This is a genomic window from Okeania sp. SIO2C9 (genome assembly GCF_010672455.1).
Taxonomy (GTDB): Bacteria; Cyanobacteriota; Cyanobacteriia; order Cyanobacteriales; family Microcoleaceae; genus Okeania.
This window is the reverse complement of the sequence record NZ_JAAHGO010000012.1, coordinates 404,236-424,230: the sequence shown is the minus strand read 5'-3', so window position 1 is coordinate 424,230 and position 19,995 is coordinate 404,236. Positions and strand designations below refer to the sequence as shown.

At 36.4% G+C, this 19,995-nt stretch carries 17 protein-coding genes; 11 read left to right on the top strand and 6 right to left on the bottom strand.

The features are described from left to right. Nucleotides 1–660: 660 nt before the first annotated feature. A complete protein-coding gene (gene dhaL, locus F6K23_RS12340; protein ID WP_293155338.1) occupies nt 661–1,302 on the top strand; it encodes a dihydroxyacetone kinase subunit DhaL in 642 nt (213 codons plus the stop codon). A gap of 636 nt (nt 1,303–1,938) precedes the next feature. On the opposite strand, the gene F6K23_RS12335 is transcribed toward dhaL, so the two are convergent. Continuing rightward, nucleotides 1,939–3,270 (bottom strand): dihydroorotase, encoded by a 1,332-nt coding sequence (locus F6K23_RS12335; protein ID WP_293155335.1) that lies wholly within the window; start codon nt 3,268–3,270, stop codon nt 1,939–1,941. 370 nt (nt 3,271–3,640) lie between these two features. Here F6K23_RS12335 and lepB point away from each other — a divergent pair, with 370 nt between their 5' ends. The 3 genes from lepB (at nt 3,641) to F6K23_RS41760 (ending at nt 5,848) form a co-directional block, all read left to right on the top strand. Continuing rightward, nucleotides 3,641–4,300: a signal peptidase I gene (gene lepB / locus F6K23_RS12330; protein WP_293155332.1), complete on the top strand. Its 660-nt coding sequence runs from the start codon at nt 3,641–3,643 to the stop codon at nt 4,298–4,300. A gap of 293 nt (nt 4,301–4,593) precedes the next feature. Beyond that, the gene (locus F6K23_RS12325; RefSeq protein ID WP_367267689.1) at nt 4,594–5,532 is read left to right on the top strand and encodes an RNA-guided endonuclease InsQ/TnpB family protein; all 939 of its coding nucleotides are present in this window, start codon (nt 4,594–4,596) and stop codon (nt 5,530–5,532) included. After that, complete coding sequence (locus F6K23_RS41760; protein ID WP_367267688.1) at nt 5,525–5,848, top strand: RNA-guided endonuclease InsQ/TnpB family protein; 324 nt, start codon at nt 5,525–5,527, stop codon at nt 5,846–5,848. Before F6K23_RS12325 ends, F6K23_RS41760 begins: the two co-directional genes overlap by 8 nt. Here F6K23_RS41760 and F6K23_RS12320 read toward each other — a convergent pair. Further along, a complete protein-coding gene (locus F6K23_RS12320) occupies nt 5,840–6,337 on the bottom strand; it encodes a DNA-binding protein (protein WP_293155329.1) in 498 nt (165 codons plus the stop codon). The genes F6K23_RS41760 and F6K23_RS12320 overlap by 9 nt on opposite strands. A 382-nt stretch (nt 6,338–6,719) precedes the next feature. Further along, nucleotides 6,720–8,021, bottom strand: coding sequence for a dihydroorotase (locus F6K23_RS12315; protein WP_293155326.1), 1,302 nt, complete (start codon nt 8,019–8,021; stop codon nt 6,720–6,722). A 383-nt stretch (nt 8,022–8,404) separates the two neighbouring features. On the opposite strand from F6K23_RS12315, the gene F6K23_RS12310 reads away from it, so the two are divergent. Together F6K23_RS12310 and F6K23_RS12305 are read left to right on the top strand one after the other, a co-directional pair. After that, on the top strand, nt 8,405–8,977 hold the full coding sequence (locus F6K23_RS12310; RefSeq protein WP_293155323.1) for an IS607 family transposase: 573 nt from the start codon (nt 8,405–8,407) through the stop codon (nt 8,975–8,977). Then, entirely contained in the window at nt 8,959–10,197 is a 1,239-nt protein-coding gene (locus F6K23_RS12305) for a transposase (protein ID WP_293155320.1), read from the top strand. The genes F6K23_RS12310 and F6K23_RS12305 overlap by 19 nt, the downstream gene beginning before the upstream one ends. Before the next feature lie 857 nt (nt 10,198–11,054). Here F6K23_RS12305 and F6K23_RS12300 read toward each other — a convergent pair. Then, nucleotides 11,055–12,413 carry a histidine phosphatase family protein gene (locus tag F6K23_RS12300; RefSeq protein ID WP_293155317.1) on the bottom strand — a complete coding sequence of 453 codons (1,359 nt, stop codon included), beginning with the start codon at nt 12,411–12,413 and terminating at the stop codon, nt 11,055–11,057. Nucleotides 12,414–12,880: 467 nt separating this feature from the next. On the opposite strand from F6K23_RS12300, the gene F6K23_RS12295 reads away from it, so the two are divergent. The 5 genes from F6K23_RS12295 (at nt 12,881) to F6K23_RS12275 (ending at nt 19,194) form a co-directional block, all read left to right on the top strand. Further along, complete coding sequence (locus F6K23_RS12295; RefSeq protein ID WP_293155314.1) at nt 12,881–14,050, top strand: transposase; 1,170 nt, start codon at nt 12,881–12,883, stop codon at nt 14,048–14,050. 417 nt (nt 14,051–14,467) lie between these two features. Continuing rightward, the gene (locus F6K23_RS12290; protein ID WP_293155311.1) at nt 14,468–15,982 is read left to right on the top strand and encodes a CPBP family intramembrane glutamic endopeptidase; all 1,515 of its coding nucleotides are present in this window, start codon (nt 14,468–14,470) and stop codon (nt 15,980–15,982) included. Between the two features lie 779 nt (nt 15,983–16,761). Next, nucleotides 16,762–16,884, top strand: coding sequence for a Ycf66 family protein (locus F6K23_RS12285; RefSeq protein WP_293155308.1), 123 nt, complete (start codon nt 16,762–16,764; stop codon nt 16,882–16,884). A gap of 234 nt (nt 16,885–17,118) precedes the next feature. Beyond that, on the top strand, nt 17,119–18,027 hold the full coding sequence (locus F6K23_RS12280) for a DMT family transporter (protein WP_293155305.1): 909 nt from the start codon (nt 17,119–17,121) through the stop codon (nt 18,025–18,027). Between the two features lie 903 nt (nt 18,028–18,930). Further along, entirely contained in the window at nt 18,931–19,194 is a 264-nt protein-coding gene (locus F6K23_RS12275; protein WP_293155302.1) for a hypothetical protein, read from the top strand. Nucleotides 19,195–19,421: 227 nt separating this feature from the next. Here F6K23_RS12275 and nifT read toward each other — a convergent pair whose 3' ends face one another. Both nifT and F6K23_RS12265 read right to left on the bottom strand, forming a co-directional pair. Beyond that, nucleotides 19,422–19,622 carry a putative nitrogen fixation protein NifT gene (gene nifT / locus F6K23_RS12270; RefSeq protein WP_124143216.1) on the bottom strand — a complete coding sequence of 67 codons (201 nt, stop codon included), beginning with the start codon at nt 19,620–19,622 and terminating at the stop codon, nt 19,422–19,424. Then, nucleotides 19,622–19,888, bottom strand: a complete 267-nt coding sequence (locus tag F6K23_RS12265; protein ID WP_293155299.1) for a nitrogen fixation protein NifZ — start codon at nt 19,886–19,888, stop codon at nt 19,622–19,624. Before F6K23_RS12265 ends, nifT begins: the two co-directional genes overlap by 1 nt. Between the last annotated feature and the right edge of the window lie 107 nt (nt 19,889–19,995).

Sequence of the window (19,995 nt, the reverse complement as noted above, 5' to 3'; positions counted from 1 at the left end):
ATATGGGGAGAAATAATACACAAAATTCAACACACCAACACCAAGATTTTCGGATCATATTGATGCGCGAAAAGACTTGAACACCATAATTCTATAGCGATCAAATGGTTTCTATAGTAGGGGCGAATGCCATTTGCCCCCTACGGATAGCGTGTTGTCTAATAATATCAAATCCGTTTAATACCATTTTGAAAAAAGAATGTTACGAATAATAAGTGCGATAAAAAGATTTTGCAGGAAATGTACTTTTGAGAAAAAAGAGAATTTACGAACTAAAAACTGGTATTGAAGCAATTCCCATACGACTCCTGACTCCTAAGAAATAGCCTAACTATTTGTAGCAAACATTTATCAAATTGGTATAATTCGTTCTAAAAAAATGTTCCATTTTCAACCATTACCAAATATTTCTCGATCTCCCCTACTCCCTAACTCCCTATCTCCCCTACTCCCTAACTCCCCATCTCCCCTACTCCCTAACTCCCCATCTCCTCTACTCCCTAACTCCCCATCTTCCCATCTCCCCTACTCCCCATCTCACCATCTAATTACACCGATGCTACCGGATTTGATATAATTTGCGTAAGTCCTGTATATGTTGGGTTTCCTACCTCAACCAAACCTACTTCTTTTAACTGATAACTGATAACTGAAAAGATTATGCTAAACAAAGAACAAATTATCCAATGGTTGGAAGCAGTAGCAACAGTCTTAGAGGAGAACAAAGATTATCTCACAGAATTAGATGCTGCTATTGGTGATGCTGACCATGGCATTAATATGAATCGTGGTTTTCAGAAAGTTCTAACTCAACTGCCGACTGTTACGAATAAAGATATTGGCAGTATTTTTAAAACTGTGAGTATGACTTTAATCTCTACTGTCGGTGGTGCTAGTGGACCTCTGTACGGCACTTTATTTTTACGAGCAAGTGCTGTAGTCACAGGGAAGTCGGAACTCACCTCAGAAGATATGGCTAAAGTATTCGCTGCAGCAGTTGAGGGAGTGGTGCAACGTGGCAAAGCTAACTTGGGAGACAAAACTATGTTAGATGCTTTGTCTCCAGCAGCAAATACTTTTACAGAAGCAGTGGCAAATGGTTCTAGTTTTCTCGAAAGTTTGAAACAAGCAGTAGATGCTGCTGAGTCGGGAATGAAAAATACTATTCCCATGTTAGCTAAAAAAGGAAGAGCAAGTTATTTAGGCGATCGCAGCATTGGTCATCAAGACCCAGGGGCAACCTCTATTTATCTCATACTGAAAACTTTGTTATATCATGTTCGGTTGAATACTTATAAATAACTGTTGTCAGGAGTCAGGAGACAGGAGACAGGAGACAGGAGACAACCCACCCCTCGCCCCTCCCCCGACCGTGGAGGGGAAGACAGGAGAAATGGCTTGGGAGCGAGGAGGTAGGAGCGGGCGTTTTGTCCCAAGATTGTTCTGCCCAACTATGAGCCTAAAATACGCTCCTTTTTGAGCGTTTTATACCAATTTTATGAATGTTTGCTACAAATAGTTAGGCTATTTCTTAGGAGTCAGTCCTCAGTCCTCAGGAGTCGTATGGGAATAGCTTCAATACCAGTTTTGAGCTAGGAAATTCTATTTTTTGTCAAAGGGATACCTCCTGCATTTGTCTTTTTCTCATGTTTATTATTCGTAATATTCTTTTTTCAAAATAGATAAAGGTAAGTGCCCTTTTAAGTATCAAAAAGTTCGAGGTTTTAAGTGGTAATTGTTCAATTAGGAGCGGATTTTGGTCAAGATTTGGGCAGAAAAATTAAGGGACAAAACGCCCGCTCCTACCTCCTGTAAATTCCCATTTCTCCTGTCTCCCCCTCCCAGGAGGGGAGGGGGAGGGGCGAGGGGTGGGTTGTCTCCTGTCTCCTGTCTCCTGTCTCCTACACCTACTAAAAGACTTTCATAAGCAAATCCTAGTTAGGTTGCTTCAGAAAAAGTCAAAGCTTTACCCCGAAAATCAGAATTAAATTCACCACGATTAAACACAACTTCTCCTCCAACAATAGTAACAACAGGCCAACCAGTTAAACTCCATCCTTCAAACGGACTCCACCCACATTTTGTCATTAATTCCTCTCTTAAAACAGGGCGATAATTATCCAAATCAACTAATACTAAATCCGCATCAAAACCAGGAGCGATCGCTCCTTTTTTCGGAATACCATAACCTTTTGCCACAGCAGTGGACATCCAATTAGAAACTTGAGCAACAGAACATTTTCCCTGAATAGCTTGAGTCAACATTAAAGGTAAAGAAGTTTCCACCCCAGGCATTCCTGAAGGAGTATTTGGATAACCTTTTGCTTTTTCTTCTAAAGTATGAGGTGCATGATCTGTGGCAATAAAATCAATTACTCCATCCAACAAAGCTTGCCATAAAATATCATTATCACGAGCAGATTTTAAAGGAGGATTCATCTGAGCTAAAGTACCAATCTTTTCATAAGCACTTGTATTTAATAACAAATGTTGAGGCGTAACTTCAGCAGTCACCCAGCTAGGTTTATCCTGACGCAATAATTCAGCTTCATCTCCAGTCGAAGTATGCAAAATATGTAACCTCCGCTGATATTTTTTCGACAACTTTAAAGCCATCTTAGTTGCCAATAAAGCAGTCTCATTATCCTGAATTTGTGAATGAATAGCAGGGTCAGAAATACCAGCAAATTCTTTTTTCCTTTCATCAATTCGAGCTTGATTTTCTGCATGAACAGCAATTAACCTTTTTCCCCTAGCAAAAATAGGCTCTAACTTTTCCTCAGTATCTACTAATAAAGGTCCGTGCATGGAACCCATAAAAATTTTAATCCCAGAAGTAGGATTAGCTGTTAATAAATCGGGTAAATTTTCTGCCGTTGCCCCAATAAAAAAACCGAAATTAACCAAACATTTTTGTGCTGCCCTTTGTAACTTATCGTCCAATGCAGTTTGAGTAGTAGTCAAAGGTTTAGTATTAGGCATTTCCAGAAAAGAAGTAACACCACCTTTCACACAAGCTCGACTAGCAGTAAATAAATCCTCCTTATGTTCTAATCCAGGTTCCCGAAAATGTACCTGGGGGTCGATGACTCCAGGTAATAGGGTTAACCCTTCAGCATCAATGATTTTTCCCGGAGCTTCAGAAGATGAAATTTCTGGAGCGACCTGAATAATTTCTCCACCTTGAATTTGCACATCACCGACGAGAAATTCTCCATCAGGTAGAAGAATACGAGCGCGACGGATTAATAAAGAAGAAGTAGGGGACATGATGAAAAATTAGTTTTAATAAGATTGTTATATAATATTATGATGAGCGATTTAAAAACTAGGACATTTACTAATTAATTGTTAATTTAGACTGTTGAGACACCTGTTAATTTTATATAAAAATCTGCGCATTGGTTGTGAAAATTCTTATAACAGTTAATTTTAACTGCAAACCTTTAAAATTATTGAAGTCGCTAATCCGACGGCTCCCCTATATGAGTTCTAAACTACCAGCAAAATATTACAACTGAAAATAGGATTGCTATATATTTTAGATCATCAAAAAAATTAACTGGGAGACTCAAATTCTAAATCTACAATCAAAATTAAGTATTTTTAAATTAATTATTGGATGAATTATTTATAGACTATGAATAAAGAAGAAAAAAAAGTAAACAAAGAAGAGCCAAATGAAGAAAATCCATGGATTGAATCAATCAAAACCATAGGACTTAGTGTGATTTTGGCTATTGGAATTCGTCAATTTGTTGCTGAGGCACGTTATATTCCTTCTGGTTCAATGCTACCAACATTACAAATTAACGATCGCTTGATTATAGATAAATTGGGTTACAAATTTAGAGAACCTCAAAGAGGGGATATTGTGGTTTTTAACCCGACAAATGAACTGAAAACTCAGTATAAAGATGCTTTTATTAAACGCATAGTTGGTGTGCCAGGAGACCGAGTGGAACTCAAAAATGGAAAAGTGTATGTAAATGACAAAATAGTAGAAGAAACCTACGTTGCTTCAGATTTGAATCCTGCCGAACTTGAGGCGAGAAAAGTTAACCACCAAAAAACAAGAATAGATGTTTGTCCCCCTGACAAAAGATTTCTTTCTGAACCTGTGACAGTGCCTCCAGATTCCTATTTAGTCATGGGAGATAATCGTAATCATAGTTACGATGGTCGGTGTTGGGGCTTTGTACCTTATGAAAATATCATTGGTCGAGCTATATTTCGCTTTTGGCCGCTAGATACCATTGGAAGTATAGATGAACTACCATTGTACAAATCAAATTTATAAAGGTTAGTGTGGTGTTAAGGTGCGACTTTGGCTAGTCTTGATCGGTATCTGTTTTGATTTTGGTCACAATTCATCTCCCGGTATAATCTCTGATTGACCGGGGGTACTCTTGCTCTATTTTAGCTAAATCGCCGAGAAGCCTCACGCCATAATCGCGAGATTTGGCGACCAGATGAATCGGCGGTAAATTGAATAGGTTCGATGCCCCATTAATTTACAAATATTATCCTCAAGTTTTGGTCTTTAAAAAAAACTCGTGCTATTGTGTTTTATAACCAGGGAAATTTGCCGTTATGCGGACTGCCTATCAATACAAGCTTAAACCCAACAAAGACCAAACTGCCACAATAGAGTTGTGGCTGGAATTGTTGCGTCGGCAGTACAACTATCGTTTGGGCCAGAGGTTTTCATGGTGGGAAGAGAACCGCTGTCCGGTTAATGCTTGCCCGTTAATAACATCAATTCCTCAGCTAAAAGATAACCCAGATTATTTTTCTCAGAAAAGAGATTTAGTCAATACCAAAGACAAGTTTCCTGAGTATAAGCTAATTCATTCTCAGGTATTGCAAGATTGCATTAAGCGAGTCAAGGTAGCTTTTGATAGGTGGTTAAAAGCAGATAAAAACGGGCAAAAATTAGGAAAACCCAGATTTAAAAATAAAAGCCGTTATCGTAGTTTCACTTATCCTCAAATAAAACAGGATTGCGTTGTTAATCAAAGAATTAATCTCCCCAAAATTGGTAATGTAAAGTTAATTCAACATCGGCCTTTGCCAGAGGGTTTTCAAATTAAAACAGTCACAATTAGCCGTAAAGTCGATGGGTATTATGTAACTTTATCCATGGAGAATAAATTGGTTCCCTCTATTATTTCTGAAATCAAACCTACATCAGAAAATACTCTGGGAATAGATATGGGGCTGAAGGAATTCTTAACCACGAGCGAAGGGGAATCAGTTCCAATTCCTCAATACTATCGAAAATCTCAGCAGCGATTAAAGACTCTACAAAAACGTTTATCTAAGAAGAAAAAAGGTAGTAAAAGATGGTTAAAAGCAGTCAAAGCATTAGCCAAACAACATAAAAAGGTAGCCGACAAGCGTAAAGATTTTCATTTTAAAACAGCCAATGAATTACTATCAAAAGCCAATGTTATTGCTTACGTAGACGCGGAGCGGCGTGCCGGAGGCAAACTTAAATATCAAAGGGCTGGCGAAAACCAGATTGAGTAAATCAATTAATGATGCTGCATGGGGACAATTTCTAACTATTTTAAATGTCAAAGCCGGAAATGCTGGGCAGAAAACTATCGCTGTGAACCCTAAAAATACTAGCCAAGATTGCTCAAATTGTGGTGAAAAAGTCCCTAAAGAATTATCCCAAAGAATTCATTCTTGCCCGCATTGCGGCATAGTAATAGACCGCGACTTGAATGCGGCGATAAATATCAAAAATAGGGCGGTAGGGCATTCCGTCCTTAAAGCTCGTGGAGCTCGACGGGATACCGGGGCTACGAAACGAGAAGCCCACACTATAGCGTCAGCTTAGTGTGGGAGATGTCACTTCCGTATCTCGGAAATATTTACGAATAATTTCAACTTCAGGCTCTACTTCAATCCACAGACGGGCACCACCAGCTTGACTTTTGTTAGGTTTATGAGGTCGGTAGACAATTTTGCAATTTCCCTGAATTTCTACTTCGTGACAGTGATGGTTTTTACCTCCTTGTTTGACAGAAATTGCTGGAAGAGAGGTGCCGTGGTCTCGGTTATAGTCAATTTCTCTTCGTAGCACATGGATAAAACTATTGCCTTTACGGAATCCTTTATTCCAAGTTCCTTGAGGACCTCGACGACCAGGAGTAATTTCTGGCATTCCTCGACGATTTAAAGGAATTACCCAAAACCGTTTGACTTTTTTGGCTCCTTTGAGACGACCTTGCCTCAAAAGTAACCTAAGTCTAGCAGTAGAAATATTTAGAAGAAATGCTGCTTCTGTTGTACCAACTGTATCTGGTTTAGTAGTTGTATCTGCCATAAACTATTCCGGAACATATTAAGTATAAAGTAGATAACCACTTACTATTAAATTACAAAGGATTTAATTTGGCAATATTTTTTTGATTTTCCAGTATTTACTTAGGGTTTGCTGAAAAAAGCAAAGTGTGGAGGGGTGGGGAGTGTGGGAAGTGTGGTAAGGGCAGGAAGACAGAGAAAGTAGAAGGAATAATTGTTCGAGAGATTTTTCTGCCCCCTTCACCCCCAAATTCTCACTTTTTGAGGGTAAGTGAATTAAAATAGGCACACTGCAATTCGATTCTAAAAAGGCTAAACCTTTATTTATAAGTGCTTTGAGATTAGATCGGTAAGCCCTAACTAAATTCAGAGAGCTTCATAAAAAGAGAGACTTTAAACCTTAATTATTCGGTAAAAGTCAAACTTAAGACTCGGCCGATAATTTGTTTTTCTAACCAGGGAGTATTGGCAGAACGAGATTTTAAGCTTTGTCTATCTACTTGCCAAGTTTTTTGAGGGGCAAATAGGGTAATATCTGCTCCTTTATTAGTATTAGGAACGATCGCTCCTAAATTTACTCCTAAACATTTTGCCGGATTGGTACTCAAAACTCTCCATAAATCTATTGCTGATAATTCTTGTGTTTCTACCAGATTTTGCCATAGTAAAGGTAATGCTATTTCTAGTCCTATGGCTCCTGTGGGTGCTTCAGAAAAAGCGACTGTTTTTTCTTCGTAACTGTAGGGAGTATGGTCAATAGCAACAACATCCAAAACTCCATCCTTAATACCTTCAATCAAAGCCAAGCGATCGCTAATATTTCCCAAAGGAGGGTCTAAACGTAAATTTGGGTCGTAGGGAAGGAAGGGAGAATTTAAAGTATACTTTCCGTCAATAGCTTGAGTATCTAATAATAGGTGCATCCAAGTTGTACTAGCAGTAATAGGTAAACCCCTACTTTTAGCTACTCTAATCAATTCCACACTCCGAGCAGTGGAAACCCGCATAATATGGATAGGAGTACCAATAGCATCTACCAATTCCAACACAGCAGCTAAAGCGGAAGTTTCAGCCATAGTCGGAACTCCAGGCAAACCCAAGCGAATAGAATCATACCCTTCTCGCATCACCCCTTTACCTGCCAACCTAGAATTATTGCAACATAAAGCTAGAGGTTTATTCAGAGGTTTGAGATATTCCAAGACTCGTCGTAACAAACCAAGATTTTGTAGAGGCAAACCATCCGCAAACCCCACAACTCCTGTTGCTGCTAATTCTCCCAACTCGGTCATTTGCTCCCCTTGTAAACCTTGGGTAATAGCACCCCAATAATAAAAGATGGGAGTAGGAGCATAATTTTTGGCTAAATTTTGCAATCTGGCCAAACCAGCAGGATTATCTACAGGTGGAAAAGTATCGGGCAAAATAGCTAATCTAGTAAAACCCCCTGCTGTAGCTGCTTGAATTAAAGACTCAATAGTTTCTCGTTCCTCAAACCCTGGTTCGCCACTATGAGAATATAAGTCTACTAAACCAGGGCCTAAAATTAGTCCGTGGGAATTTTGAATTTCTGTTTTAGTGGGGAATTCAGAAATTTGTGTCTCAACTGCTGCGATTTTACTATCGATGATTAATACATCAGCAATTCTGTCTGTATTGGAAACTGGGTCTATTATTCGGATTTGTTGAAAAAGTTTGCTGTTCATCTGAGGAAGCTGGTAGGTGCTATACCAAGGGTGAAAAAAGAATGTTTTTGAATGATAAGAGTGATTAAAAGAATCTACAAGAGGTGTCCCTTTGACTAAATAGTATAGCGCTATAGTTTTGGCTCAAAATCTCAGAAATATATTCTCAGAAAGTCCGATGAAAAAAGATGATTTCCCTCCAGTCTCAGGCAAATATTCAATTATTTCCATCCATCCTACATAGCGTGGAAATTTGCCTTGTGATAGACAAAGTTTTCTTTTACCTTCTCCAGATAGAGAAAAATAGTATTGTAAAGTTTTATTAATTTTATAGAAAAACATAGAAAAACAACTAAAAATATCTTAGACTGGGATTAGTTAAATTCCCATAAATAGGTTTATGAATGAAATTATCTGATTATGCAAAATCTTTAGGAGTTTGTTACAAGACAGCTTGGAATATGTGGAAACGGGGAGAGTTAGATGCTTATCAACTACCCAGTGGAACAATTATTGTTAAGAATAATATCAACTCCTCTCAATGTAAATTGGTTAAAGTAGCGATTTATTGTAGAGTTTCTAGTGCAGAAAACAAGCCTAATCTTGAATCTCAAGCTGAAAGACTACTTAATTATTGCTATGCAAAAGGTTATTCTATTGTCAGGGTTGTTAAAGAGGTAGGTAGTGGGGTAAATGACAATAGACGAAAGCTTGTCAAGCTATTACAGGAAAATGATTATGACTTGATAGTTTGTGAACATAAAGATAGATTAAGTAGAGTGGGCTTTAATTATTTGAAAGTTCTCTTAACACAAACAAATAGAGACATTGAAGTAGTTAATTTAGCCTCAGAAGAAACTGATGATTTAATGGAGGATTTTGTGTCCATAATCACATCTTTTTGCGCTCGGCTTTATGGAATCAGAAGAAGAACTAGGAAAACAGAACAGATCGTTAAATGTTTAAAGTCGGGATAATGCAGTTAGTAGAACGTACTATTATTAAAAAAAATCATCCCAATTATAAATCACTTGATGGTCTAGCTTTCTTGTCTAAAAATCTCTACAACATAGCTAACTACATAGTTAGACAAGAGTTTATTAATAAAGGAAATTATCTAGACTATAACAAGGTTCAAAAGTTATTACAGTCGGGAGTAGATTATCAAGCAATACCGGCGAAAGTTTCTCAGCAGGTGTTGATTCTTTTAGATAAAAATTGGCAAAGTTTTTTTCAAGCTATAAGAGCTTATAATGAATGTCCGAGTAAGTTTAAAAGTCGCCCTAAACTGCCAAAATATAAAGATAAAAAGAAAGGGAGGAATATTTTAGTTTATACAAAACAGGCGATTAGTAAACCTCAATTAGTAAAAAATAAGAAGATATTACTATCAAAAAGTGAGCTATTTTTTGACAGTAAAATAAATTATGATTCTCTGCAACAAGTGAGAATTATTCCTAAGCTTAATTACTATGTGATAGAAGTAGTTTACGAATCTGTTGAAGTTAAATTAGATTTGTATGAATCTCATGTAGCTTCTGTAGATTTGGGAGTGAATAATTTGGCGACTGTAACATCAAATAAAAAAGGTTTTCAACCCTTAATTATTAACGGCAGACCAGTCAAATCAATTAATCAATTCTATAATAAGAAAAAGGGCAAACTACAGTCAGAATTAAAGGATACTAAAAGTAGTAATCGAATCAAAAGATTATCGACAAAAAGAAATTTTAAGATTGACGATTATCTGCATAAGACTAGCAGGTATATTATTAATCATCTGATAGAACATCAGATAGGAATTTTAGTAATAGGAAATAATCCTAACTGGAAACAAAGCCTAAATCTTGGCAAAAAAAACAATCAAAATTTTGTTCAAATTCCTTTTTTGAAGTTAATTGAACAACTAAAATACAAAGCCAAATTAGTAGGAATCAAAGTAATAATTAATGAAGAGAGTTATACTTCAATTGCTAGTTTTTTAGACTGGGACGACTTACCAGTTTATCAAAAAGGTGTCAAACACAGATTTAGTGGTAAACGAGTCAAAAGAGGACTTTATAAAGCTTCAAATGGTGTCAAATACAATGCTGATGTCAATGGAAGTTTAAACATATTAAGAAAAGCAGTCCCAAACGCTTTTAGCAATGGGATAGAGGGTGTTGTAGTTCACCCCGTTAAGGTAACACTTAATTAAAACACTTGTCTAGGAATATTTTTCTATAGATTTAGTAACTATGGCGCTATAGTTTTGGCTCTACAATAGTCCAATGAAAAAAGGCGATCGCCCTCCAGTGCCGGACAAATATTAACAGGACTTACGCACGGACACTAAATCGAGTGAGGGTAAATGATCATTCTTCCCCTACATCTGGCGTTTTCAAGGTTAATTTGCGTAAGTCCTGATTAAATTATTTTCATCTATACCTCCATAGCGTGAAAATTTGCCGAGGATAGACAAAGTTTTCTTTTGCCTTCTCCAGATAGAGAGAAATAATATAGCACTATAGTTTTTACCCAAAATCTCAAAGATACAGTCTCAGGGTAAGTCCGATGAAAAAATATGATTACCTTCTACCTTCTGCCTTCTCCTTTTTTACTTTCTCCAGATAGAGAAAAATACTATAGCACTATAGTTTTTGGCGTTGGTGAATTTTCATTGGTCGTCCATTGTCATTATTTTTTACGAGAAACGGCAGTGGGAGCATCTTGCTCCCGTGCGAGATATTACTTTTTCCTGTATACCATTACGCGAGTAGGACTACCTAGTTTTGGTTCCACGTCTGAGAAATATAGTTTGAGAAAGTCCAATCAAAAAAGGCGATCACCCTGCAGTGCGGGACAAATATTAAATTATTTTCATCTATTCCTCCATAGCGTGAAAATTTGCCGACGATAGACAAAGTTTTCTTTTGCCTTCTCCAGATAGAGAGAAATAATATAGCACTATAGTTTTTACCCAAAATCTCAAAGATACAGTCTCAGGGTAAGTCCGATGAAAAAATATGATTACCTTCTGCCTTCTGCCTTCTGCCTTCTGCCTTATGCCTTTCCCTACAACGCCCCGGCGGCAGTCTTGTCCAAAATACCACCAGATAAATGAGAAGTAATATTCATCGCCTCTAAAACAGGTTTTCCATCTGGCCCTTGAGGATAATCAATTACGCTAACTGCCCCATTGCCCTGCTTAAAATTCCAGAAATGTTTGGGTTCCAGACCAAATAATTGACAAAGAATTGCCTTATTTATCGCATCATGGGCAACCACAATACCAACACCAGAAACTGACCGAATAATTTTTTGCCAAGCAATCATTGCTCGTTCCCAAACCTGCTGTAAATTTTCACCTTCTGGCATTTGTACCGTTTCTGGAAATTCTTTCCACTGCTTCAACAAACCAGGAAAACCAGATTCAATTTCCGATTCAAATTTTCCTTCCCAGAGACCGTGACTAATTTCCCATAAACCATCATCTAACTGTAACTCCACATTTGGATGGTGCTGCAAAATAATCTCTGCCGTTTCCTTGGGGCGTAACATTGAGCTACTCACAGCAAAATCTAAATGTACATCTTTGAGAAATTCAGCCGCTTGGCCAGCTTGAAGGCGACCATTATCATTAAGTGGTACATCAATTTGTCCCTGAAATTTTCCATCTCGGTTCCAGTTTGTCTCACCGTGGCGCACCAATAACAACCGAGGTCCTTGATGTTTTTCTCTAGGTTTAGGGAATTTCTCACCAATATGAGTAGTAAGATTCATAGATTCTAACTGAACAGAACCTCCGGATTTATCTTCCCCAGAAAAAGAAGGATAGGGAGGAGTAAAGTTGAGAATGCTAATACCACAATTAGACTGTTGGATAGATTGATAAAAAGATGGTTGTATTTCTAAAGCTGTAGCGATAAGAGAGCGATTAATCCCATTGTGAGCTACGACCAAAATAGTCTTATCGATATTTTGACTTAAAGTTTCTTGCCAAAATTGTTTAGCTTGGTCAAACAAAGATAGAACAGGAAAATGCTTAATTTGCCCCTCTGGTGTTGAGACTTCCATGTAAAATTCATGGGGAAGTTGACTCCAGATACGATAATCTTCTCCAAATTTATCCTTGACTTCTTGGCGCAACATTCCTTCCCATAATGGTAAATCTACTTCCCTTAAGTTTTCTTTGGTTTGTAATGGGGGAGGAGAATTTAAACAGGAATGGATAATTTCTGCTGTTTGTTTGGCCCTTTGGAGAGGACTAGCGTAAATAGCATCAAACTTTAGACCTTTGAGAGCTTCACCTACCTGACGGGCAGTATTTATGCCTATGTCTGTGAGAATTGAGACATCAAGACGGCCTTGAATTCGACGTTCAACATTGTAGGTGCTTTGGCCATGGCGCACAAGGATAACACGGGTACTCATGGATAGTTTAGATTATAGATTTGCTGGAAACTTTGCAACAGAGTGATTTTACATTGTTTTTGCTACTTAACTTCTGTTGAAAATATCTAGTTGGTCTAGAATTCTATTTGATGAGTCAATTTTTTTTGTATAGGAATCTTAATTTCAGCCATGAAAAGAATATCTGAGAATTTACGCAAAAACTCGAAAAGGTAATAGTTGGTCTGGGGTGAAAATTTCAGACTTTTTATCTAACCAATAGATTTTTTATAAATTAGAAGTATAATAAAAGTTATACATAAATATAGTCAAATTATGTCAAATATCTTCGTTGATTTGTATTAACCAGCTACTAAATATTTGACAAAATTTAATAACTTTCGACCTGATGTTTAATGGTAAAATTAAGTTTGCTGATAACTTGAGACTAAATAATTATCAAAATTCCGAACTGCTCGAATCCTAATATAATGTCAAATTCTTGATTTATGAGATTAGTTGAAAGACACATTATTCAGAAAAATCATCGGTTTTATCCTGAAATAGACCGACTGTGTTTCTTATCTAAAAATCTCTATAACTATGCTAATTACTTAGTGCGTCAGTCTTGGATATTTGAAAAGACAAATCTATCCTATTACGACCTGCAAAAAATACTCTCTACTCAATCAGATTATCAAGCAATGCCAGCTAAAGTATCTCAACAAATCTTGATGATAATAGCTCTAAACTGGAAGAGTTTTTTAGCAGCGAACGAAGTTTATAAACAGAACTCATCAAAGTTTAAATCTCGTCCTCGTATTCCTGGATATAAAAATAAAATAACAGGAAGAAATATTGTAGTTTATACGACACAAGCTATCAGCAAGAGGCAATTAAAACAAGGAATTATTAATCCCAGTAAAACTGAGATTGATCTAAAAACGTTAGTACCTACTTCACAAATTAAACAAGTTCGTCTAGTCCCTAAACTTAACCATTATGTAATAGAGGTGATTTATGAAGCTACAACAGAGGAAAAACAATACGAGCTAGAAAAAAATCGTTGCGCCAGTATTGATATAGGATTAAACAACTTAGCTACATTAACCTTTAATCAAGCCGGAATCAAACCGCTCTTGATCAATGGCAGGCCGTTAAAATCTATAAATCAATACTATAACAAAATTAAAAGCTGCCTACAATCTCAACTCCAGGAAAATAGCTCGAGTAAGAGACTGAAAAAGCTGTGCAATAAAAGAGAATTTAAAATCAACGATTATCTTCATAAAGCGTCTCGTTTGATTATTGATACTCTAATTAATCAGAAAATAGGAACATTGATAATAGGGCACAATCAAGAGTGGAAGCAGAAGATAAGTTTAGGAAAAAGAAATAATCAAAATTTTGTATCTGTTCCTTATAACAAGTTAATAGAAATGTTATCTTATAAAGCCAAGATGGTAGGAATAGATGTAATTATTACAGAAGAATCTTATACGTCCGCATCAAGCTTTATAGATAATGATTTGATTCCTGTTTACAAGAAAGGTGAGAAAAATCAAGTCACTTTCTCAGGAAAAAGAATAAAGCGATGCAGCGCCGCCAAAGGGGGTTTCCCCCATGAGCGACTGCATCAAGACAAAGAGGTTTGTATCGTACCGCAAGCATTGGATTAATCAATGCTGATGTCAACGGTTCTTTGAACATTATGAGAAAAGCAGTCCCAAATGCATTTGACTATGGGATAGAGGGTGTTGTAGTTCACCCAGTCAGGATAACACCTGCAAAATAAGGATATGTCATATTTGACTATATTTTTATCAACTATAGTATTTTTTATGTCTAGCTGGAAAACTTCATTTTTGTACTTTATCAACTTGAAGTATGCTGTATCTAAACTGAAATAAAAATGGGTAATTTTAGAGGGATATTATCTTTAATCTGTGACGAATTTAATACCCCACTGTCAAGAGGGGTGCTTAAAATTGTTTGGGGTTTGTAGACATGAAATGGTTTGTCGAAGAATATCCATAAGCAATTTTCCCTTCTTCCTTCTTTCTTCTTCCTTCTTCCTTATTCAATAGGAGATATTCATGACGATTAAAAGATTAATTTTAAGTATTCTGACTATTGTAGCCATTTCTTTTATTGGTTTTTCTTTATTTAGTAGTGTAACTCAGCCACAAATTCAAAGTCGTCTGGAATTATATCAGACTAATTTATTGTTGCACGCTGCGGAATGGCAACCTGAAGATTTGGATAGTAAGAATTTTACTTTAGCTAGTGAAGCTTTGATTGGTAATGATTCTTATCAAGCTGGATTAATACAATACAAAAATGCTCGTCAGTCTGCTCAACAGCAACTGGAAAAACAAACTATGGAAATGGAAAATTTAGGAGAGGTACAACAGTTAGACCGGAATATAAGTCAGTTAAAAAGTCTGATTAATGAGTTTGATATTAATATCGGAATTTTACAGGCACAAAAAAATCAAATAGATGAAGCTAGGCAAAGTTGGGGAAATTTAACTGAGTCAGAAATAGAAAATCTGTCTTTAGGAGAAACGGCAAAAGTTTTAAGTGAAATTTGGAATAATCCAGCGAAAATTTTACCTGATGCAGAAGCTTTAATTCAGAAAAATTTAGATGGATGGTTTCGCTATCGTGCCTTAAAACAATTATATAAATTACAAGAAAGACAAGAGGTTTTAGCTCAACTAGAAACTCAGGAACAAGAAATAGCTCAACAGGCGGTATTAAAGTTAGCAATTGTTGCTGGTTTGCCTGGAATGGGATTAGTATTCGGAATAGGATTACTTATATTTTTAGGAGTGCAATGGTTAATCTCTGGTAAAGAATCTTTTTTATTAAAAAATGCCAATTCACCTTGGGAAGTTACTTGGGATGGTGAAACAATTTTACAAGTATTTGTAGTTGGATTTTTCTTAGTCGGACAAATTTTGATTCCTTTAGGATTAGAGATTTTTAAAGGTGTCACAAATTGGCAACCTGCAATGATGGGAGTGCGGGTACAAGCTGGATATATTTTAGGGAGTTATATTCTGTTTTCTCTGGGTGGTTTATTAGTACTTTATTTGTCATTAAAGTCATTTTTTCCACTGCCGGAAGGTTGGTTTAAATTTGATTTACGCGGTAGTTGGTTTTTGTGGGGTTTAGGTGGATATTTTGTCGCTTTACCAATGGTAATTTTAATATCTTTAATTAATCAACAATTATGGCAAGGTCAAGGTGGAAGTAATCCAATTTTACCTATTGCTTTGAAAGGGCAAGATGGATTAGCTTTAGCTTTGTTTTATGTCACAGCTTCTATTGCTGCACCAGTTTTTGAAGAGATTATGTTTCGAGGATTTTTGTTGCCTTCTTTGACAAAATATATGCCAGTTTGGGGAGCTATTGTAGCAAGTGGATTTTTATTCGCCATAGCTCATTTGAATATTTCAGAAGTTTTACCTTTAGCTGTTTTAGGAATGATTTTAGGAGTAGTTTATACTAGGTCTCGTAATCTTTTATCTTCCATGTTGTTACATAGTTTATGGAATAGTGGGACCTTGTTAAGTTTGTATATTTTGGGAAGTGGGGCGAGTTAATTTTTAGAGTTAGTTTCAGAAACATAAAATAGGGAGTAGGGGAGTAGGGGAGTAGGGGAGTAGGGGAGTAGGGGAGTGGGGAAAAAAGCAAAAAATATTTACCCTGTCAAAAGTCTATTTATTGTGCCTTATAAAAACGGGAAGCAATTTCATTAATTGATAATTGATAATGGATAATTGATAATTACCTCTGGTTAAAACCGCTCTTGATTTAATATAAGGAAATATTATTTCTTTTCTCTTGTTCGATTGGATATGGCGAGGAGACCCGCTCTTATCAGAGCCGCTCCGCTGTTAGCGCAGCTTTGCGATAGCAAACGTCATCCCACCCTTCGGGAAGCTACGCTAACGACCGCTTTTTCCCCTTAAAAGGGTCGGCTTTAAACCAGAATTATTTAATTATTAATTATTAATTATTCGGCAAATAATCAAAGGAATATAAAATGGTAAATCTTGGTTTAAATTCTTTGAGTTTACTTGGGTTATTAGATATCTTACTAGCCTCATTAATTTTGAATGAATCCCGAAAAAAAATCATCATCTCAAGAAGCTTTTGATATTATTCAATGAATTTTTGTCCCGATCGCCATCCTATTGTGTGGAGGAATTTTGCTGCTTCAGGGGTGGAGACTCGATCCAATATTTTTTTTGTTATGCTTTCGTTACATACTATATTGATCTTTTTGTTAATTAAAACTTTCCTGTAAAATTTTGTTTCTAATCAAAAAGCTTTTAATATTATTCAATGGATTTTTGTTCTCATTTTTCTTCCAATCGCAATGCTATTTTGTGGATTTATTTTGCTTTTTCAGGGGTGGAGGCTCGATCCAATATTATCTTTTGCTATGTTTTTGTTAACTAGCGCATCAATATTTTTGGGTATTAAAGATATCCTTAAATAAGTTGCTTCCATACACCTTTTCCTTCTTCGCTTCTTCCCTATTCCTTCTTCCTTCTTCCTTAATATATGTAGGAAATTTAAGTTTTTTCTTGACTCTTAACCCTTCTTCCCTCTTCCTTCTTCCTTCTTCCTTCTTCCTTAATATATGTAGGAAATTTAAGTTTTTTTCTTACTTTTAAGTTTTCCTGCCTCTTGCCTCTTGCTTCTTCCTTCTTGCTTCTTCCTTCTAAAAATTATGGAACTGTGGATAACTAATTTTCAAGGCGAACTAGCAGCATTAACCGGTGCATTTTTATGGGCAGCATCTTCCGCAGCTTATAGCTTACTTGGGCAAAAAATATCTCCCCTAAAATTAAATTTATTCAAAGGTTTAATAGCGATCGCCCTGATTTTTCTAACTTTAATTATTAGTGACAAACTTCAGACAAAAGTAAACTCAACTACTATTAATTTATTTATGATTAGCGGTATTCTTGGTATTGGTTTAGGAGATACTGCGTTTTTTTCTGCTCTCAAAAATATGGGAGCAAGAAGAACTCTTTTAATGGAAACTTTATCTCCTCCTATAACAGCTTTATTAGCTTTAATTTTCTTAGGAGAACAATTAACTTTTGGTGCTTGGTGTGGAATTTTAATTACAGTTGGAGGCGTAGCTTGGGTAATCTCAGAAAGAACTCCCGGTACAGCAATTAGTAATGTTAATATCAAACAAGGAATACTCTGGGCAATATTCGCAGCAATAGCTAATTCTAGTGGTGCAGTTATCTCTCGTTTTGCTTTACTTTCCTCAGATATTAATCCTTTATTAAGCACTTTATTTCGTTTAATTGGAGGAACAATTATTGTTGTTTTATTATTATTATTTCAGAAAATAAAGCAGGAGAAATCAGAGGAATTTAAGTTTTCAATAAAACTTGTAGGAGCAATTTTTATTACAGCTTTTAGCAGTACCTATTTAGGTATTTGGCTACAGCAAACTTCCCTCAAATTTTCTCCCGCAGGTATTGCTCAAACTCTCTTAGCTACCAGCCCAATATTTATAATTCCCATTGCTGCTCAAATGGGAGAAAAAATAAGTATTAGGTCAGTTTTAGGAGTATTAGTTGCAGTAGTAGGAGTTAGTTTACTATTCACTTTTCGGTAATTATTTTTAGGTCTGAATAATTGGTGGTCGTGCATTGTGATTATTTTTTATAGAACCCATTTGATAGCTATATAATTATGGTAGCCAAGTCTTTTCGCGCATCAATGAGTGAGGAAAAATCTGAAAAGGAGTGTTGAATTTTTTGTATTATTTCTCCCCACATCTTCCCTCTTCCCTCCTGTCTCCTGTCTCCTAGCTAAAAAAATTTAATATTTATGAAGATACGCTTAGGGGTTCTATAAGGCACGGCAGTGGGAGCATCTTGCTCCCGTGCCAAATATTCCTTTTTCCTGTATACCATTACGCGAATAGGACTACCGAATAATTAAATTTTCAAGCTTCTACCTGGAGTTTAGACTAAAAAAAGCGGGCCGAAAACTTGCCGAGGGAGAATAGTCAGATAGTCGAACCTAGGCTGAAACTATTTCTGTATCAGCATTGCAACAACTTTTAAGTTAATTATCCCCCCGCTTGTGCTATGGGTTAATTGTGCCATGGCAAGACTTTTTGAAGAGGAGCGAATCACCGAATCCTGACCCAAACTCCCTCAAAAATACAAATCATAAAGAGCATCGAGAACATTCGCATCCCTGATATTACCCAAGGGTAGTGAGTTCCAAGTCTTCATTACTTATGGGTAGATTATTTGAAGATTCCAAAATTTAGTCTAAACTCCAGTTCTACCCATCAAGGATAAAAAAGAAAAAAAAATTTTTTATACCAAATGTATGTGAGGCGACTGGACTGACACAGCTAAAATGGTGCGTTAGGGAGATGGGGAGTGTGGGGAGTGTGGGGAGATGGGGAGATCAAGACACCTAAAAACAAAAATCTATTGCACAGTTTTAGGTATGCCACTCCACTACTAGACTGATACACCTTAAATGGTGCATTAGATGGGGGGTGTGGGGAGTGTGGGGAATGTGGGGAGTGTGGGGAGTATGGGAAGTGTGGGGAGATGGGGAGATCAAGACACCTAAAAACAAAAATCTATTGCACAGTTTTAGGTGTGCCACTCCACTACACAGAATTATGAAAAGTTCATACCTGGAGAATAATCATTTTATAGTACTACAAGAATTGGTTAGGAGATTTTTTAACCCTAAACCCTTTTACTATTCCCTATTCCCTGTTCCCTGTTCCCTAGCGCATAGCGCTTATAGATGAAAATAAATCCCCCCATCTCCCCATCTCCCCATCTCCCTATCTAATTACACCGATGCTACCTGATTTGATATAACTATTCAACCGGATTTGATATTACTCGCCGCGTCCCCGCGTCAAACCTTACACTCTCCCCCTACTCCCCCACTCCCTGTAAAAAAAACCACCAAATAAGAGATAAATCTCATTTGGTGGCAGAACAATAAGGAGTAACTATGGAAAGGAAACTTTTAGTTTAATCTCTTAGCATCTATAGTTAAAGGTAGTTTTTCTGGTTGGTCTTTAGGAATAGATAATTCCCAACCATTTGTTAAAGTTAAAACTTTAATATCTCCATCAATTTTTTGTGAAACAACTTCTTCTTCCAAATCTTTTTTAGCAACATAAACTTCTAAATTTCCTGCTGCATTATTTCGTAAGATTACTTTCATTAATTTTCCTCTACAACTTCTATTTCATTTTTACGACAGCCGATAATCATTCCTTTTTTAATAAAATGTACGGAATAAATATAAAATTTTTGTAGGAAGGTACCTATACCACAAATGTAACCGACCTCTCCCCCTTCCAAAAGAATATCACCTCGATTTTTTCCAGGGAAAGTACCATCATTACGAATTATTTTGCGAACTCTTACTTTTTGTTCTAATTCAAATACTGGTGGTCCATCTAATTCTATAACTTCATCTAATTTCATGTAGCTGCCTCCCTAATACTGAGCTAAATCTTACCGTTATTTTTGGTGGAATGAATAGTGATAATTTCTTTAGAGATTATGACATATTAATTATTTAAGAAAAAGTA

Bases quoted from the DNA above. Each gene is read 5' to 3' on its own strand.
- F6K23_RS12285 (WP_293155308.1), top strand. From the start codon at position 16,762: ATGCTATTTTGTGGATTTATTTTGCTTTTTCAGGGGTGGAGGCTCGAT.
- F6K23_RS12290 (WP_293155311.1), top strand. From the start codon at position 14,468: ATGACGATTAAAAGATTAATTTTAAGTATTCTGACTATTGTAGCCATT.
- F6K23_RS12320 (WP_293155329.1), bottom strand. From the start codon at position 6,337: ATGGCAGATACAACTACTAAACCAGATACAGTTGGTACAACAGAAGCA.
- F6K23_RS12280 (WP_293155305.1), top strand. From the start codon at position 17,119: ATGGAACTGTGGATAACTAATTTTCAAGGCGAACTAGCAGCATTAACC.
- nifT (WP_124143216.1), bottom strand. From the start codon at position 19,622: ATGAAAGTAATCTTACGAAATAATGCAGCAGGAAATTTAGAAGTTTAT.
- F6K23_RS12315 (WP_293155326.1), bottom strand. From the start codon at position 8,021: ATGAACAGCAAACTTTTTCAACAAATCCGAATAATAGACCCAGTTTCC.
- F6K23_RS12305 (WP_293155320.1), top strand. From the start codon at position 8,959: ATGTTTAAAGTCGGGATAATGCAGTTAGTAGAACGTACTATTATTAAA.
- F6K23_RS12325 (WP_367267689.1), top strand. From the start codon at position 4,594: ATGCGGACTGCCTATCAATACAAGCTTAAACCCAACAAAGACCAAACT.
- F6K23_RS12295 (WP_293155314.1), top strand. From the start codon at position 12,881: ATGAGATTAGTTGAAAGACACATTATTCAGAAAAATCATCGGTTTTAT.
- F6K23_RS12335 (WP_293155335.1), bottom strand. From the start codon at position 3,270: ATGTCCCCTACTTCTTCTTTATTAATCCGTCGCGCTCGTATTCTTCTA.
- F6K23_RS12300 (WP_293155317.1), bottom strand. From the start codon at position 12,413: ATGAGTACCCGTGTTATCCTTGTGCGCCATGGCCAAAGCACCTACAAT.
- lepB (WP_293155332.1), top strand. From the start codon at position 3,641: ATGAATAAAGAAGAAAAAAAAGTAAACAAAGAAGAGCCAAATGAAGAA.
- dhaL (WP_293155338.1), top strand. From the start codon at position 661: ATGCTAAACAAAGAACAAATTATCCAATGGTTGGAAGCAGTAGCAACA.
- F6K23_RS12265 (WP_293155299.1), bottom strand. From the start codon at position 19,888: ATGAAATTAGATGAAGTTATAGAATTAGATGGACCACCAGTATTTGAA.
- F6K23_RS12310 (WP_293155323.1), top strand. From the start codon at position 8,405: ATGAAATTATCTGATTATGCAAAATCTTTAGGAGTTTGTTACAAGACA.